The organism is Corallincola platygyrae (genome assembly GCF_039544265.1).
Lineage (GTDB): Bacteria > Pseudomonadota > Gammaproteobacteria > Enterobacterales > Neiellaceae > Corallincola > Corallincola platygyrae.
The window spans coordinates 74975-91860 of record NZ_BAABLI010000004.1; the positions used below are offsets into that span (position 1 = coordinate 74975).

Sequence of the window (16886 nt, forward strand, 5' to 3'; positions counted from 1 at the left end):
AGGAGAGAATACGATGAAAATGCTAGTGAAAGGTTTATTGCTTGCGGCTTTGTCTCTGGCGTCGGTTGCCGGATGGGCTGCAGATAAAGTGTTGATGGTGGTTACCAGCCATTCTGAGATGGGCGATACCGGAGAGAAAACCGGCTTCTGGTTGGCGGAGCTGACTCATCCATATTATGCGCTGGCTGATGCAGGCTTTAAGGTCGATATCGTCAGTATCAAAGGTGGTAAAGCCCCAGTTGATCCGCGCAGCTTGGATGAGAAAGACGCTGAAAATGCGCGTTTCCTAGCGGACCCTAAATTGAAATCAGCGATTGAAAATACGCCAACGTTGGCATCTGTGAACCCGGCTGATTACAGCGCGGTTGTCTATGCGGGTGGCCACGGCACCATGTGGGACTTCCCTAACAACCCAGACGTAAATCGTGTATCAGCATCGATCTACGAAAAGGGCGGCGTGGTTGCGGCGGTATGTCACGGCCCGGCTGCACTACTGGATATCAAGCTGAGTGATGGCAGCTACCTGATTGCTGGCAAGCAGGTGACCGGATTCTCCAATTTGGAAGAAGAGCAGATCAAGCTGACAGAGGTGATGCCGTTCCTACTCCAGGACCAGATGATCGAGCGCGGTGCCAGCTTCAGCAAAGCGGCGCCATGGCAGAGCAAAGTGGTTGTTGATCAGCGTGTAGTTACCGGTCAAAACCCACAGTCGGCAAAGCTTTTGGGTGAGAAAGTGGCAGAGTTGCTGAAGTAAGTTAAGACTTCTTCAACCAATTCAGAAGGCCTGCTTTTAATAGCGGGCCTTTTTCTGTGCGTTCGCTTAAACAAACTATACTCACTTCACCAATAGCCTGCCTGTGCATCTGACTGCACTGCAGTACAGGCCTTAGCACTTTAAAGGGCAACTCTCACAGAGTTACCCAAAACAACAAAGGACTAAGGTATGAGCGATGAACTAGGTGGCTGCAATTGCGGCCCACAATCACACCCTGAACTCTCTTCACCAGAAATCCCTTATCCCATTGAGCAAACCACACTCTCGGCGATAGAGCCTTTAGTTGATCTGCTCAGCGCATTCAATGGCCAAACTGAGTGTGGCAATGAAGAACCTGTGATGGCCGTAGGGCATCAATTGCTTGAAGCGGGAAATGCCATGCTGTTGATGGGGGATGGCCTAGCTGATGTGGAAACCGATGGTTTGCGCAGTCGTGACCGGCTGGTAGACGACCTGGAAATGCTGTTTGTTGAGCTGGGCGATAGCTTGTACACCGCAGGCAAAGAAGCGGTGGATTGTCAGGCCAGTGATGCCGCGTCATTGATGTCACAATCAGCAGAGCTATTGACAGGTATCTCTGATGTGTTGGGCGAGGGCAGCTTTGAGATCGGCGCCAGTCAGATATTTCCTACCTACGCTTCTGTGCTTGGCGCTCCCGCCGAGGGGTTGCTGGCCATGGGGCAGGCGCTCAAGAGCAAATCCAAAAACCAAGCTGAAAAGATTGCTGCGGCGAATTCGCTGCTAGCTATCTCAACAACCAGTGCAGCCGCCTGTTTGGACGCTATTTACGGTTCGACCGGTTTGTATGTCAATGACGCCCGGACGGTCCATCTCGATCCCGCGTGTGTCGGCTGCCCTCATGTGGGTTGCACTACCTATTGTAATGACAGGTATGTCGCGCGGATTGGCTGTACCAGCAGCGGTGCCTTTACTGTATGTCGATGGAATGTGGTGCGAACCATCAAAACTGTCTGCTGCTGTTACGCCTCGGGTTGGGATAAGTTCTGGGCGATTAACTGCTGTAAAAAACAGATTTCACTGCGTACTCGGCGCCTGATCAAACGAACCACCCATTTGGGTGATCCACCAACTGCGCCATTTAACGTAGTTACGCTTTGCTGATTGGATCCTTTAGCGGCAAGTTGTCGTACTTAATTCAAAGCGTTAGCTGGGCTTCGGCTTGGGTGATAACAAAGGAGAGTTGATATGAAATATCTGTGGGTTGGACTATTCAGCGTCTTTTTAGTGGCATGCAGCAGTACCCAGTACATTATGAGTACCTCCGATGGTCAATTGGTGACCGCTTATGGCAAGCCAATCCTTGACGAAGAAACTGGGATGTACAAGTACGAAGATGAAGATGGTCGTGAGATGTATCTGGAAAAGGACAAAGTAGTACAGATTATGGAGCGCTAGCGCTCACCACCAGAGTTTAGTTAAAACGGGGCCATTGGGCCCCTTTTTTTTTACTTTCAAGATATTAGCCTTGGTTTTTAAGGGCTGTATGAAACATGAACAATGTGTTAGATTAGGCGTTTTAGGAGATTCTAAACCAAGCTGGGTGACGCCAAAGGCACAGTTATCGTTCGGGTAGTGATGAAAGGAATTCAAGTCAAAGCGTGGATAGCAGGACGCTCAGTTACACAGGCGTACCGTCGAAACTATTTATCCATCCAAAATAGGCTCTCTTTATCTACAAGAGCATTCTTTTTTTTGTTTGTTGGGGTACTTTTAAGTAGTTTTTCGCTGACACTTCAGGCATCGACAATCGATCAAATGCTGGAAAATGCGCTGAATAAGCGTCTGACGGACAAAGCGGAGTTTGCGCTTGCACTTGATCAACTTGAGGCCAGAAAAGCCAGCTTCACGCCTCCTCAGCGCTATGCTTTTGAATATCTTCAAGCTGTTTATGATTATCGTAGCGGGGATATTGCCTCTGCGGTAACGCGCTATAAGGGACTGGTGCAGCAGTCAACAGATCTGAAGACTCAGTATCGCGCACTTGTATCATTGGCCAATATCTACTCCCTTAAGGGAGACGCCGAACAGGCATTTGCATTGGCAGACAGGTTTCTTGCCCCCAAATACCACGACCTTGATTTCGATATCAAACAACACGCCTATATCGTATTGGCCTATATCTATCTTCAAGGGGAATTGATCCCCGAAGCTGAAGAAGCACTGTTACTTGTCGATGAATCATCCCTGCCTGAAAGTGAGATGTGCGTTTTTGCATCTACCCGTATTGGTATAGCCTTCAAGGCGGGGGGAATGAACCCGGATGATTATGATGAGAAAGCGGACGTGTGCCTTTCACTTGACCAGGATATTTTTCTTTACGTGGCCTCGTTGTATAAGGTCCAGGCCTACCTGAGCAATGGTAGCTTGATTCAAGCTAGGGCAATATTAGAACGATATGAAGCGGGTATTGCGAGGATACAGTATTCAAACTTGTCTGCGGTGTTTTACGCGCTAAAGGCGAGGGTCGCGTTGCTCGAAGGTAACCTCGAATACGCCGAGTCTTTTGGCCTGACAGCGCTTAATTACGCCAATATGGGCAGCTATCTCGAAGCGCATGTTTTGGTACATGGTGTGCTGGCCGATATCTACTTCGAACTAGATAGCCTGACTGAGATGCGCCACCATATGTTGGCTTATGATGGGGCTTTTAAATCACAGATCAATGCCACTCGAAGCAGCGCCATCGCCTATTACACAGTCAAGCTCTTGAGTCAGCAAAAGCAGTTCCAGATTGAGGAACTGAATAAGCAGATGGCGACCATCAAGCTTGAAGCGGAACTGGCTGAAGTCGAAGTAGAAAATCGCCGTCTATATCTCGTGCTGCTCGTAGTCTGTACTGCATGTATTGGGCTTTGGAGCCTCAAGAACCAAAGTGCTAAGCGCAGATTAAAGCGCATGGTTGAAGTGGATGAACTAACTCAAGTTTATTCTCGTGCCTATGGCACTCGCCTGATCTCATCAACATTGAAACATTATAAGTCGGCAGGCCAGGATGTCGGTTTGTTGCTGATCGATCTCGACCACTTTAAGTCCATTAACGACAGCTTTGGTCATGGTGTCGGTGATTGGGCTTTGAAAGAAGCGGCACGCACCATTAAATCGGTGGCGCGTAAAGTTGATATCGTAACCCGATATGGTGGTGAAGAGTTTTGTGTCTTGCTGCCCAGTTGTAGTCATGAAAGTGCCATGCAGGTTGCTGAAAAGTGCCGAGCAGCGCTGGCCGCCATTGATACCGAGATGAGTGGTTTTAACTTCTCTATCCGTGGCAGTATTGGTCTGGCTGTCGCCAGCGAAGCGGGTTACAGCTTTAAAGCTCTGTTTGATAGTGCTGACAGTGCGCTCTATCGTGCCAAATCCGATGGCCGAAATCGGGTTGTAACAGCTTAGTCATACACGAAAGGTCAACACGCCCTAACCTGAATTTGATAATGCCGCTTTAAGCCGAGGGTGGATCACTTTTCGCCAAAGTGGCGGACACAAAGCGATCAGCACCATAAATGGGTATCCCGCGGGCAATTGTGGCGCTGCTTCATGATGCTGCAGCGCATAGTAAGGACGCTGAGCGAACGCATGGTGATCGCTATGCCTTTGTAGTTGTATCAACAGAAGGTTGCTGAATCGATAAGGCGCATTCCAAGAGTGATGAGGGGCAACGGGTTCATAACGCCCGGGGCGTCGCTCTTCGCGGACTAGACCATAGTGCTCGATATAGTTGATTGTCTCCAATAGGGTAATTGCAACCAACGACTGTGCCAGAAACACAAACAGTCCTAACGCGCCAAATGTGACAAATGCCAACCCCGCCAAAATGACGCTGATGCCGTAATACCAAAACAGCTGGTTATGCCACGACCAGAAACTAAAACCCCGTTTATTCAAGCGTTGCGCTTCAAGCTTCCAGCCGTTAACGGCATTGTGGCGAAACACTGTGAGTAAGAAACGGTAAAGGCTCTGATTGTACTTGGCCGTGGTTGGGTCCACAGGTGTGGCAACGTGGGCGTGGTGCCAGTAGATATGCTCGATTTTAAAGCTGGCATAACAGGTTAATGAGAGCAGAAGTCCGCCACTTAATTGCTCGAATTGACTGCGTTTATGGATAAGTTCATGAGCTGCAGTAATGCCAACGGTACTCATGATGACGCCTAAACTGATCACCCAACCTAAGAGCCCAACAGCAGTTAAAGAGATTTGGCTGATAATCCAGGTGGTGCCTAGCAAACAGAAAAAACATAGGGGTAATGCAAACCAGGGCAACCATACAATCGCTGATGCTTCTGACCTGTCTGGAAGCTCAGGATTGCTTTTCCGTTCTCCTCCCAGGTAATCAATTAGGGGGATAAACCCAAACATCACCAGCATCGGTAGCCAACCGGCCAGGTCTGGATTGATGCCCCCTAACACCAGCATAAAGCTGAGAAAGGGCAGGGTTGTTGGAGCCAGAAACAGCAAGGCTGACGGTTGAGTGAGTTTGCTGGTAGCCATAATCAATTTGCAGTTGAGTCTCGTACTCCAAGTATAGTGCTTTTACTCGATTGTGATTTTTCTAATAATCTCAATTGGCTAGCGCTTATTTGTAAATCAGCTAAGGTAGTTGAGGTAACCAAAGTCGCTTAACGGAAGACATCATTCGCGTAGGAGATTTTCATGAAAGTGGTTTTCAAGGCCGTTTTTGTTTCGTTGATAAGTATGGGGCTGTTTGCCTGCCAGCAAACCACCTCAGAGCCCGTGGCTACGAGTGCCCCAAATACGCAACCGCTCCCTGTTTCCCTTGAAGATATTGACGTTCCCTATGAAGCATTCGAGCTTGAAAATGGCCTGACGGTTATAGTCCATGAGGACCGCAAAGCACCGCTTGTAGCCGTGAGTGTCTGGTATCACGTTGGCTCAAAAGATGAAGTTTCGGGCAAAACCGGTTTTGCCCATCTGTTTGAACACCTCATGTTTAACGGTTCAGAGAACCACAATGGCGAGTATTTTGAGCCACTTGAAGCTGTTGGAGCCACCGATCTAAACGGTACGACGTGGTTTGATCGTACTAACTATTTCCAGACCGTGCCTACGCCCGCTGTTGAACTGGCGCTGTTCCTGGAGTCAGACCGCATGGGCCACCTGCTTGGCGCGGTAACTCAGGAGAAGCTGGACAACCAGCGAGGCGTAGTTCAGAACGAAAAGCGTCAGGGGGACAACCGCCCTTACGGCACTACCGAATATCGCATTCTCGAAGGTTTGTTCCCTGAAGGGCATCCTTATCGCTGGTCAACGATTGGCTCTATGGAGGATCTGGAAGCAGCGACATTAGATGACGTGCATGCCTGGTTTAAACAGTATTACGGTCCTGACAATGCTGTGATCGTATTGGCCGGTGATATCGACAAGGCGACCGCTAAGCCGCTGATGGAGAAGTACTTTGGTGATATTCCTGCGGGACCGCCACTGCACCGACTTCAGGCTATGGTGCCAACGCGCAGCCAAACCACTCGCGAAGAGATGTATGACCGCGTACCCAACCCGCGTATTTTTCGTTATTTTGCCGTGCCCGGTCGAACCACATTGCCACGCTATCAGCTTGAACTGGCAGCACAGATATTAGGTCAGGGAAAAACTTCCCGCTTGTACCAACGTTTAGTGTATGACGAGCAGCTGGCTACCTCGGTTACAGTGCAGCTGGAACCACACGAACTAACCAGCTTTTTCTATCTGCAGGCAGATCTGAAAACCGATGCTGATCGTCACCTTGTGAATCAGGTTATCGACGAAGAGTGGCTGAAATTCCTGGAACAAGGACCAACACCTGCCGAAGTGCAACGCGCTAAAACCAAAACCCTGGCGAGCTTTGCCCGCGGCTTGGAGAAGGTAGGTGGCTTCTATGGTAAGGCCAGCCTGTTGGCCGAAAGCCAGCTTTATGGTGGGCGTCCTGACTTCTGGCGACAAGGCTTAGCCTGGCTCAGCGAAGCCAGTGCCGATGATGTTCAGCAAGTATCGGCTAAGTGGCTAAGCCAGGGTGATTATCAGCTCACTGTATTGTCTTATGGAGAGCCACAAATAGCAGGTGGTGGTGCTGACCGCAGCCAGCTGCCGCAAGTTGCCAGCACGCCAGATCTGAGTTTTCCTGCGATTGAGCGGGGCACTCTCAGCAACGGTATTGAGGTGGTATTTGCCAAGCGTAGCACTGTGCCCGTGGTCAATGTCGCTATGCAGTTTGATGCCGGTTATGCCGCCGATGCCGGTGGCAAGCCTGGCCTAGCGAATCTCACATTGAATATGTTGGATGAAGGCAGTGAAAACTATTCCAGTCTTGCGCTGGCGGAAGCATTGGAAACCTTAGGGGCCACGCTTAGAACAAGCTCCAGTTTGGACACATCCACTGTGACCTTGTCTGCGCTGAGTGGCAACCTTTCCGATGGGTTAACTCTGATGGCTGATGTGATTCAGCGTCCTTTGTTTGATAGCGAGGCGCTTGCGCGTCAACGGCAAATTGTGTTGGCGGATATTGAACAAGAGTGGGCCAGCCCTGTCTCAATTGCTATGCATACGCTTCCCGAGCTGATGTACGGTGAGGGGCATGCTTACAGTGTGCCCTTGACTGGCTCGGGAACGACACAGGCGGTTAAGAGCATCAGCCAGCAGGACCTGCAGAAGTTCCACGGCGATTGGCTCCGTGCGGACAATGGCACCTTGTTTGTCGTCGGTGATATTGAAATGGACAGCTTGATGCCGATGCTGGAGCAGAGTTTTGGCCAGTGGAAGGCAAACAAGAAAGCTAAACCAACGAAACAGTTGCCAATGGTGGACCTGCCTGAACAGGGCCAGGTGGTTATCGTTGATAAACCCGGTTCGCCGCAGTCACTTATTTTGGCAGGGCATGTGGCACCGTCGACCAGCGCTGAAAACAACCTGGCGATACGCACCATGAATGATGCTGTGGGTGGTTTGTTTACTGCGCGATTGAATATGAACCTGCGGGAAGAGAAAGGCTGGGCTTACGGTGCGTATTCTTTCTTGATAGATGCCAAAGGTCAGCGTCCATGGATGATCTATGCGCCGGTGCAGACAGATAAAACCGGTGATTCGATTGCTGAAATCAATCGAGAGTTTAATGATTACTTGGGTAAAGCACCGATCACCGAAGCTGAACTTCAGCGCGTGGTAACCTATCGCTCAAGGCAACTACCCGGTCGCTACGAAACTGCAGGCAGTGTATTGTCAGCTTTATTGAGCAACCAACGTTTTGGCCGTGATGACGACTATGTTTCGCTACTGGCCAGTCAGTATCGCGCGTTGCAGATTGCGGACGTGAAAACGGCGGCGGTAAATACCCTGCACCCTGACAAACTGGCGTGGGTGATCGTTGGCGACAAGGAAAAGATCTTGCCGCAGCTCAAGGCCTTAGGTATTGAAAATGTGACAGAATACGTCAGGCCGCAGGGATAGCTAAACAGGGGCCGTGAGCATCGGCCCCGCACGTATCTTTTACGGGAGGGCTGATGTCGTATGAAGTAGGGTTACTCGGCTTTGCTGCCCTCGTCGCAGTCGGCATTCTTTTGCATCACCCTTCTCGCACGCTGGGTGTTCCCTCTTTGCTCATTTTTATGGGCGTTGGCCTGCTTATCGGCAATGGCGAATTCAATTTCGATTATGACAATCTGCAGCTTACCTCCAGCATAGGTACAGCGGCGCTAAATATTATTGTTTTCGTCGGCGGCTTAAACACCTCTATGGGTAATATCCGCGTGGCATGGCGGGAAGGCGGCATGCTCTCGTCTATCGGGGTATTGCTTACCATCGGCTGTATGGGGCTGATGATGAACCTTATCTTTGATATGCCGCTGATCCTGTGCTTTTTGTTTGCCGCCATCGTCTCTTCTACCGATGCGGCTGCGGTGTTTTCTATTCTTGAATCGAAAAAGCTAAAGCTCAAAGAGCATACCGACACAGTGCTGGAGTTTGAGTCTGCCACCAACGATCCTATCGCCATGATCATGGTGTTGCTGTTGACCCAAATGGCGCTGAACTCGGAGCTTTCACTGTCGACCAATCAAATGATGATGACCCTGTGCCAACAGGTTTTTATTGGTGTGGCAGGAGGTTATCTGGTTGGACAATTGGGAGCATGGTTGTTGAATCAGGTGCGTCTACCTGAATTCGGCCAGATCCCAGTGTTTATTCTTTGCTGTTTTGTACTGGCGGCCTACGGTACGGCGGCGTTAGGGGGCAACATATTGATTGCTGCGTACGTGGCAGGCGTGATCCTGGGCAATAACGTGTTGCGTGGAATGGAAGTCAGCCGTCACTTCTTCAACAGTTTGGCTTGGCTCGCACAGTCACTGATGTTTGTGGTGCTCGGTCTGCAGCTGTCTCCGCAACAACTATGGTCGGTACTGTTTATATCTTTGTTGCCAGCCATATTGTTAATGTTGATTGCCAGGCCCTTGGCGGTTTGGCTGTGTTACCTGCCGTTTAGGAAAGTGAGTAAACGCAAACGGGTGTTTATATCGGCAATTGGATTACGGGGTGCTACGCCGATTGTATTTGCATTAATTCCTGCCGCTGCCGGTGTCAGTGGTGGGGTCGAGATGAAACATATGGTGTTCTTTACTGTGCTGATATCTATATTGTTTCAGGGTAGTTTGTTGGAACCTTTAGCCCGTAAATTGGATCTGATAGAAGAGCCAAAAAAATAGCGACGCTTATTGAGAGGGAAACATGGCAAAAGAGAAGTTTTGGGTAATGTGGATCGCGGTCGCAATAATCGTGACGCTGGTCGGTACCAGTATCTATCTCGGCACGCTAGTTGGGAAGATGGAAGATATGGAAGACAAGCTGGCATTTGGTCAGGCTAACACTTCCCATCGCGTGCTACAGGAGCTTCCTGCGACTGGCGAGGCACATAAGAGCTACATCCCCAGCTACTCTCATGTCTATGGTGATGGCGGCAAACCGCTGCTGCTGGAAACCACGTTGATTCTGCGCAACACAGATCCAGAGCTGCCAATCCAAATTATCTCAGTTGAATACGTCGATTCTCGCGGCTCTCGCATCGAGCAGATGGTAAAGCAGCCGATTGAGCTAGGGCCACTTGCCAGTGCTGAATACCTGGCGAAGAAGTCGGATATTCGGGGTGGTTCAGGCGCCAGCTTTGTGGTGACCTGGCAAAGTGAACAGCCTGTGGCGACACCGATATTTGAAGCGGTAATGGTCGGGTCGTCGGAATATACCGAAATATCCGTCACCAGTCGCGGTCAGGCAGTACGCTAAGTGAGCTGTTTTGATAGCGCCCGAAGGCGCTATTCAAATGCCATATGGACCCTGTCAGAGGTGGCTTTACGGGTCACCTTGATCGCCAGTCGACCGCGATTGTTACCATAAAATTTATCCAGGTCATTGGCGAAAGGGCAAAACTCGCCGGAAGTGCGAGGGGTGTATTTCACCTCTTTACCTATCTCAAACAGCTCATTTTCCGATAAGCCGATAGCACCGCAAAGAGAGAACCAGTTTGCACTGGAGATGCGTCGATTGGGTTCAAACATCGCAATGGGTAACTCGACAAACCCCAGTTCTACATCATCCCGGGTCCATCCTTCGGCATTACAGGCAATATCACTGTCATACCACTCCTGGTCTTCAGCGACCTCAAACAGATAGTTTTCTCCAGCTGCTAGCAATAGTCCGGTGCGATTATATTTCTCCGATGCGTAGGCATACACTATGGCTGATTCGTTCATTTTCAGTCGCTTAATGTTCAGTTGCCCCATCTCTATGTGCGGAGCTAATCCATGGCATACCACCTGCTCCTGATCTGGGTAGCTGGTAAGGTGTTTGACGCCTTTGAGAGAGCGAGGGCGATAGTCACTGCTTTGGTGAATGCGCCAGCCAACACTCCAATGTACTTTCGGGGGAAGGTCGGTTGGTTGGTCGTTTCTGATAACGCAACAGGTACGAGACTCCAGTGTGATGGCGTTGAACAACCAGCCTCTGTCCTGGAGGTGAATGGTTCCAAGCGGATCCGGTTTGACCATGACATCATCGGGGCAAATTGTATAGTCAACGTCATCCGGGAGAATATTGTCGTACTTAATATCCTGGTAGCTCTTTATGGTGACGGATATATCTTGCGTCAGCAGCCACTCCATCATCAATTTCAACGCATGATCAGACAGGCCATCCTGATAAAAACCACCACCAACATCGGAATGAGCACCGGCAAGCCACAGTTCGGTCACTTTCTCCTCGTTGTTCATTAAGGTGGGTTGAAACGCTTTGCGTTGGTCATCCAAAGACACCAGATGCAGCGCTGCAACAACGTTGCTTGGTAATGTGCAGTTTTCGAAAAGCACCTCCGACTTTGGCCGGTTCTCCTTGTCTATATCCGGATTGCCGATTGACGCTACCGTGTCGAAAATCGCTTCATAGAAGCAGGGCTTTTCTATGGTCTTGGCGATAATGCCTGCGAAGCGCCTGGCCAGTGCCCCACCGCGACTGAATCCCACCACTAACAACTTATCTTCATCAGGGCGAAAGTTTGCTCGGGTAAAGTCGACGATGGCTCGCTTCAGGATCTGAGCAACATCACTGCCTTCAGGGGCAAGGGCAGCATTAATCGCCTTTTGCAGAAAGTTGCCATAGGTGCCAATGCCCGCGTAGTAGTAACACTTTTGGTTGGGCACCCAGCCTGCACCTTGTACCGCGAGCGAACCTCCACAGAGCAGATGGAATTTGAGTACGTTGGAGATGTTTTCGTCTTCGGGCTGCCCTCCCGAATCGATTGATTGCTCTGCATCGTCGGGGGCGTTACAGGTGCCATCAAAGCAAAATATAAAGGTGCGTCCCATCTCGTCTTCCTTACTTAAGGCTGGCTCTTCCTGCCAGAGGAACTGATTTATTGATTTTAGCAGTCGTATCGCAAGACGGGATTCGCTAACTGTTTATTTTCGTTGAAAGATGACTGCATGTGATAGGCTGATAACAAGGCTTGTTTATCCGTTCGTTACTTTGTCCAGTCGGCCCATAATATTTGCCGCATTAAAGTGGATTAGCATCACTCTGCTCGCACTGTTTTTAGCTGTGGGGGGCGCCTTGTGGTGGGCGGTTAATAGTTGTTGGCCACCGCAGTTATCGCTGAGTGATATGGAATGGCACTGGACCAGTCGAACGGTCGAAGTGGGGCAGATCACTTGGCAAATGGAGACCCCATCCGGCTGTGCCATTCGCATTAAAGGATTGAAAATCACGCCCAATACATGGTTACCATCAGCCTGGCAGGTTGAAAGTGAGCTGGTTTGGGTGCCTGCCGTTTGCCTGGTCAGCCACTCTGCTCCGCAAGAACCAGCCGAAAGTAGCGAAGCTTTTCCCCCGCAATTGCCTGAGATGGCCTGGTCAGCTTCGATTCCCAACGTCGATTTGACGATTAAACAGCTTACCATTGAATCCTGGATATCGGCCGAACTCCAGGCGCAGCTCGACTCTGAACAGATCAGTGTGGTTGGTAAGCTGGTGCCTTTAGATAACAGCGCATCTTTCCTACCTCCTGCGCTGCTGACAACTACGCCTTTCTCTTTTAAAACCGCGTTTAATCAAACCTCAAAGGCGCTGGAGTTTCGCGCTGAACAGAAACACTGGCAAGCCAAACTGAATGGCACTATTCAAACCGATTATCTGTTTGATTTAGAGGGTGAACTGTCTTGGCAAAATCCATTGCCACTCGTTACTGATGAGGTGACGGATGAAGTTGCCGACAATACTGCAGATGTTGCAGACGCTAACCAAGTAAAGCCGTTGCCTATCAACCAGATTCTGCTGCCATTTAATCTGTATGGACGTCCTGAAAAAGTCAGCTTTGTGATTGATGACGGAGCTGTGGACGTCTCGATGACGACAAGCGAACAGGTGCAAAACCTGCCACTGCAGTTTTTCACTGACGGTTGGTTGGCTTGGCCGGAGCTATCCCTCAATAGTCAGATAGCGTCAGGGCAAAAGACTGAATCGGAACAGGACCAAAACTCTGGATGGCTGCTGCACCCAAATGAAACCTGGAACTTAAAGCTTTCGGGGCAGGGCGCGTTAGGTGCCGTTGAAGGTAATCACTCTTATCCGGGTTTTGAAGGCTTAGCATCTTTCAGTTACCAACTGGAAAATCTCGCTATCTCAAGCGCAAAGAAAGCCTCCAATAAAGCCTCTAACGAAGCTCTTGACCTAGTCCCGCTATTGCAGGAGAAAATGCAACTGAGTATTGAGCTGCCATGGCAACTGGATATATCCACATTTGCGCTGAGCAGCGAACTGGCTCTGAATATCTCGCTTCCTGAACAGCAACTAAGCGCCAAATTAGAAGGCCCGGTAAACTTAAGTGAAACCGCGACTGAAGCAGCTCTGGCACTAACGGCAAAACACCCTGCGCTTAAGCACAATCAAACGGATATCTCTGCCACCTTTGAACATAAGAGCTTGCGCTACCAAGCAGGTATTAGCGGAGCGGGTGCGATCGCCGATAAAACGCTGCTTGCTGACAGTGAGTTAAGCTATCAGACGCAGCTAACCATAAATGGTGATACGGAAAGAGTGGTTGCTGAGTTTGCTCAGTTATCAGTGAAACATCAGCATCCCGAACTGCCTGCAAGCCTGGATTTAGCGCCGGGAGCCCAACTGTCCTGGCACCGCGGACTATCGACGTTGGAAGCTAACGGCAAGGTTTTACACCCCTATGGCGAAGGGCGGTTCGAAAGCCAACTCAATGCTGACCAAGTTGCGGATAAACTGCACGGAACATTTAAGCTCACCAGCCGTGCCGATCTGACTCAGGCTGATTTTGTCCTAGGTAGCCAGTGGCAACTGGAGGCAAAAGTCGGTGAGGCAGTTTCTGCCCCGACAGTGGTTATCAATCGTTTGATTGGCCAAGGCGAACTGAAAAACAAGGACCCTAATGCACCAAAAGCACTGAGTGTCGGTGTGTGGGATGGCTACTTGAGCAAACCGTTAACCGTATATCCAATCAACAACTCCGAGCAGGCGAACATCGAACTGGTTGCCGATAAGGTGCGGCTGGGGCGTGACGCTATCCCCATGCCAAAGCTTTCCGCACAGCTTCTTCCATTCGATTTGCAGCAGCCCATTCAGGCAAACGCCGATTTTGCCAACGTCATCAATATGAAGACGCTTCAGACCGGACATGGCCAACTGTTTGTCGAGTATTCGCCAAAATCTGATCAAGTGAACTGGCGCGCAGAACAGGTCGCCTTGGCACCATACGGTCATCTGATAGATCCGGTACTGCTGCTAAGTAGCGGCAACATTAGCGGTGAAGGTAAAGCCACAGGGATAACCCAATCTCCGGTTTTTGAAGGGCAGATGCACTGGCTTGATATCGCAGGTGACTACACCGGTATTCTGTTTAATGGCATCACTGGGCAAGCGCAATTCACTGGAAAGCAAAGTCAAAGTGGTGTTTCGGTCGACGCCGAAGGTGATATTCGTGCCGCCAGCCTGTTCCCCGGCATTCCGATCTCAGATATGTCGTCTAATTGGCAGTTAAAGTTAGCGGCGCCAAACAAATCCGCCGCCGACGCTGAACAGGCAGTAGAGCCAGTCCCGCAGTTGGTTGCACGTCTCACGAATGTGCAAGCCAACGTGTTGGATGGGCAGGCCTATGCTCCTCAGATAACCTATCCTGCAACGGCATTAGAAACGGTCACCGTTACCGGATTGGATCTCTCGGGCGCGTTAGCTATGCAGGAGTCCCCCGTGGTCGACTTGCGAGGCCGAGTCAATATGTCCCTGCCCATGATGGCAACAGCACAGGGAGTTAGGGTTGAGAACGGGCGTATCGTCAACCGTGACACGCTGTTTGTGAAAGTGAACGATCCCAGCGTTATAGATCAGTATGCCGCTGCTAACCCAGCCTTTGCACTGGTGTTAGAAAATCTCAAACAGATGCAGATAGGTTTATTGAGTGCCGATGTCTCCATGGAGAATGATGGTGAAGCGTTGATTAAAGCGACTGTGCATGGAAAAAATCCAAATCAAACCAGACCGATACATTTGAATTACAGTCATGAAGAGAACCTCTTTGACCTGTTAAAAAGTCTGAGAATGAGTGATAGTTTCAGGCAACAGATCGAGGAACAGTTAAACCAAAGCCAGGGGGCCAATTAAGGTGTGCTGGTTAACAAGGAGTTTGTATGCATAAACCTCAGCTAGTGCTGCTTGCCAGCTTGGCGTTCTGGGTGATGGCCTGTACTCCCCGGGTGGAGATCGCAGCCCCGGAGAAACCCATCACGATTAATCTCAACGTAAAGATTGAGCATGAAATCAAAGTCAAAGTTGAGAAAGAACTCGACGAGCTATTCAGTGACGATTCAGGATTATTCTAAGGAGCACATGATGATGAAACGAATTGGATTATTTTTCGCGACCCTGCTGTTCAGTGCTGCTCTGTTTGCCGCCATCACATTAGACGCTGCTAAACAGCAAGGCTTGGTGGGTGAACAACTTGATGGTTATCTGGGTGTGGTAGTTGCCTCTGCTGATGTGAATGCACTGGTGGCTGACATCAACACCAAACGTCAGGAAGCTTATTTAAAAATCGCTAAGAAAAATCAGCTCACGTTGGAGCAGGTAGCAATGCTGGCAGGCAAAAAAGCGATAGATAAAACCCCCACAGGCCAATATGTTCAGGCCGCAGATGGCACTTGGGTGAAGAAGTAATCCCTGTAAACATCTCTGATTCCCTCTCCTATGGGAGAGGGCTAGGGTGAAGGGTACTTATAGCTTCCAAGAAAAAGACCCCTCACCTAAATCCTCTCCCCTAGGAGAGGACTCAAAGCTGTGCAACCGGAACATAGGTAACACTTTAAACCGGCAACATGGGTTACACCTTTTCAAAGGTTGAGCAACGCCATTCGGTCAGTTGCTCAATCTTCATCGTCCGTTCATTCAACCGCCCAATGTGTTGAAAGCGATAGTAGATATCCCACAAGTGGTTATCGGTCTGTAATAGCCCAACTCGGGTTTTTGCCAGCAGCTCAGACACATACAGTTTCTCATTCAACCACTTCATCTCACCGTTGTGACGAATGCTTCGTACTGTCATGGTTGAATCATATTCAGGCGGCAATATCAGCGATGAATAGACCCTGTTTGACGGCACATAGACACTCGCTGGTGTTTGCCGTTCAAGCCCCTCATGACTGCGTAACTCATTGTACTCCTGTACAAACCGGTCAAACCGGCGCTGCTGTTGAAGCAAGCTGTAGCCCGGTTGTTTGCAGACCGCGTCCTTCAGGCTGCGGTGCATGCGCTCATGGCGGCCATTTTGTTGTGGCCTGCCCGGTTTAATCCGCTCTGGCCGAATACCCTGGTCAATCCACATCTTGGACAATTGGCTCAGACCACCCAGGCTTCTTGACGCAAACGGCACGCCGTTATCCGTTCGGATGGTATCCGGTAAACCATATTCCCTGAACACCCACTCAAACCACCCACGCACATCCTGATAGCGAATGCTGGGTAAGCTGCGACAAGTCAGCAGGTAACGACTGTAGTTATCGGTAATAGTCAGCGGATAACAGCGCTGTTTATTACCCAAGCGAAAGTCGCCTTTAAAGTCGGCACTCCAGCATTGGTTGCTCTGGTTACATTCAGAAAAGGGCAACCCATCTGCCGGTACTTTGCGTTTCACTCGCCGCTTCTTTACCAGACCAAACCGCTTGAGTATCTCACCCGCGGTGCTGTCTGCAGGCCAATGACAGTCCGGTTGTTCCTGCCTGAGCAAATCAATCAGTTTCTTCGGGCCCCAACTGGGAAATCGTTGCTTGGCATCTATCAGCGCGGCCACAACAACATCATCCGTTGCGTGAGGACAACGCTTTGGTGCCCTAGACCGCTCTGCTAAACCTTCCGGTCCTTGCGCTTCATAGCGGCTTACCCACTTGTGTATCGTTTTACGGCTAACCCCATAAGCCGATGCCAACGCGGTTATCGTCACCCCACCTTTCAGGTAAGCACCGACAACTTCTATCTTTTGGTCCATAACACAGGTCTCAATCCAAGGCATGGGCAAGTCCTCCTTCCCCATGCAGCTTATCTGTAACCTATGTTC

13 protein-coding genes are annotated in these 16886 nt (G+C 50.1%); 10 read left to right on the forward strand and 3 right to left on the reverse strand.

Translation table 11 applies throughout. The features are described 5' to 3' along the window. Nucleotides 1-13 precede the first annotated feature (13 nt). The 4 genes from ABEA14_RS01075 (at nt 14) to ABEA14_RS01090 (ending at nt 4183) form a co-directional block, all read left to right on the forward strand. The gene (locus tag ABEA14_RS01075; RefSeq protein WP_345337889.1) at nt 14-754 is read left to right on the forward strand and encodes a type 1 glutamine amidotransferase domain-containing protein; all 741 of its coding nucleotides are present in this window, start codon (nt 14-16) and stop codon (nt 752-754) included. 189 nt (nt 755-943) lie between these two features. Continuing rightward, nucleotides 944-1897 carry a hypothetical protein gene (locus ABEA14_RS01080; protein ID WP_345337890.1) on the forward strand — a complete coding sequence of 318 codons (954 nt, stop codon included), beginning with the start codon at nt 944-946 and terminating at the stop codon, nt 1895-1897. Nucleotides 1898-1981: 84 nt separating this feature from the next. Further along, entirely contained in the window at nt 1982-2191 is a 210-nt protein-coding gene (locus ABEA14_RS01085; protein ID WP_345337892.1) for a YgdI/YgdR family lipoprotein, read from the forward strand. A gap of 297 nt (nt 2192-2488) precedes the next feature. Beyond that, nucleotides 2489-4183, forward strand: coding sequence for a tetratricopeptide repeat-containing diguanylate cyclase (locus tag ABEA14_RS01090; protein WP_345337893.1), 1695 nt, complete (start codon nt 2489-2491; stop codon nt 4181-4183). A 24-nt stretch (nt 4184-4207) separates the two neighbouring features. Here ABEA14_RS01090 and ABEA14_RS01095 read toward each other — a convergent pair whose 3' ends face one another. Next, on the reverse strand, nt 4208-5278 hold the full coding sequence (locus tag ABEA14_RS01095; protein WP_345337894.1) for an alkane 1-monooxygenase: 1071 nt from the start codon (nt 5276-5278) through the stop codon (nt 4208-4210). A gap of 162 nt (nt 5279-5440) precedes the next feature. Here ABEA14_RS01095 and ABEA14_RS01100 point away from each other — a divergent pair, with 162 nt between their 5' ends. Genes ABEA14_RS01100 through ABEA14_RS01110 form a run of 3 tightly spaced genes read left to right on the forward strand, consistent with a single transcriptional unit; the run spans nt 5441 to nt 10051 of the window. Further along, on the forward strand, nt 5441-8227 hold the full coding sequence (locus ABEA14_RS01100) for a M16 family metallopeptidase (RefSeq protein ID WP_345337896.1): 2787 nt from the start codon (nt 5441-5443) through the stop codon (nt 8225-8227). 53 nt (nt 8228-8280) lie between these two features. Beyond that, nucleotides 8281-9477, forward strand: a complete 1197-nt coding sequence (locus ABEA14_RS01105; protein ID WP_345337897.1) for a potassium/proton antiporter — start codon at nt 8281-8283, stop codon at nt 9475-9477. A 22-nt stretch (nt 9478-9499) separates the two neighbouring features. Then, complete coding sequence (locus ABEA14_RS01110) at nt 9500-10051, forward strand: DUF3124 domain-containing protein (protein WP_345337898.1); 552 nt, start codon at nt 9500-9502, stop codon at nt 10049-10051. Between the two features lie 29 nt (nt 10052-10080). On the opposite strand, the gene ABEA14_RS01115 is transcribed toward ABEA14_RS01110, so the two are convergent. Next, entirely contained in the window at nt 10081-11625 is a 1545-nt protein-coding gene (locus ABEA14_RS01115; protein WP_345337899.1) for a phospholipase effector Tle1 domain-containing protein, read from the reverse strand. 109 nt (nt 11626-11734) lie between these two features. On the opposite strand from ABEA14_RS01115, the gene ABEA14_RS01120 reads away from it, so the two are divergent. The 3 genes from ABEA14_RS01120 to ABEA14_RS01130 are packed head-to-tail and all read left to right on the forward strand — an operon-like array spanning nt 11735 to nt 15493. Then, nucleotides 11735-14941 carry an intermembrane phospholipid transport YdbH family protein gene (locus ABEA14_RS01120; protein ID WP_465252816.1) on the forward strand — a complete coding sequence of 1069 codons (3207 nt, stop codon included), beginning with the start codon at nt 11735-11737 and terminating at the stop codon, nt 14939-14941. Nucleotides 14942-14967: 26 nt separating this feature from the next. Continuing rightward, nucleotides 14968-15159 carry a YnbE family lipoprotein gene (locus ABEA14_RS01125; protein WP_377776176.1) on the forward strand — a complete coding sequence of 64 codons (192 nt, stop codon included), beginning with the start codon at nt 14968-14970 and terminating at the stop codon, nt 15157-15159. Nucleotides 15160-15169: 10 nt separating this feature from the next. Continuing rightward, entirely contained in the window at nt 15170-15493 is a 324-nt protein-coding gene (locus ABEA14_RS01130; protein WP_345337901.1) for a YdbL family probable chaperone protein, read from the forward strand. A 163-nt stretch (nt 15494-15656) separates the two neighbouring features. On the opposite strand, the gene ABEA14_RS01135 is transcribed toward ABEA14_RS01130, so the two are convergent. Then, the gene (locus tag ABEA14_RS01135) at nt 15657-16862 is read right to left on the reverse strand and encodes an integrase core domain-containing protein (protein WP_345337902.1); all 1206 of its coding nucleotides are present in this window, start codon (nt 16860-16862) and stop codon (nt 15657-15659) included. Between the last annotated feature and the right edge of the window lie 24 nt (nt 16863-16886).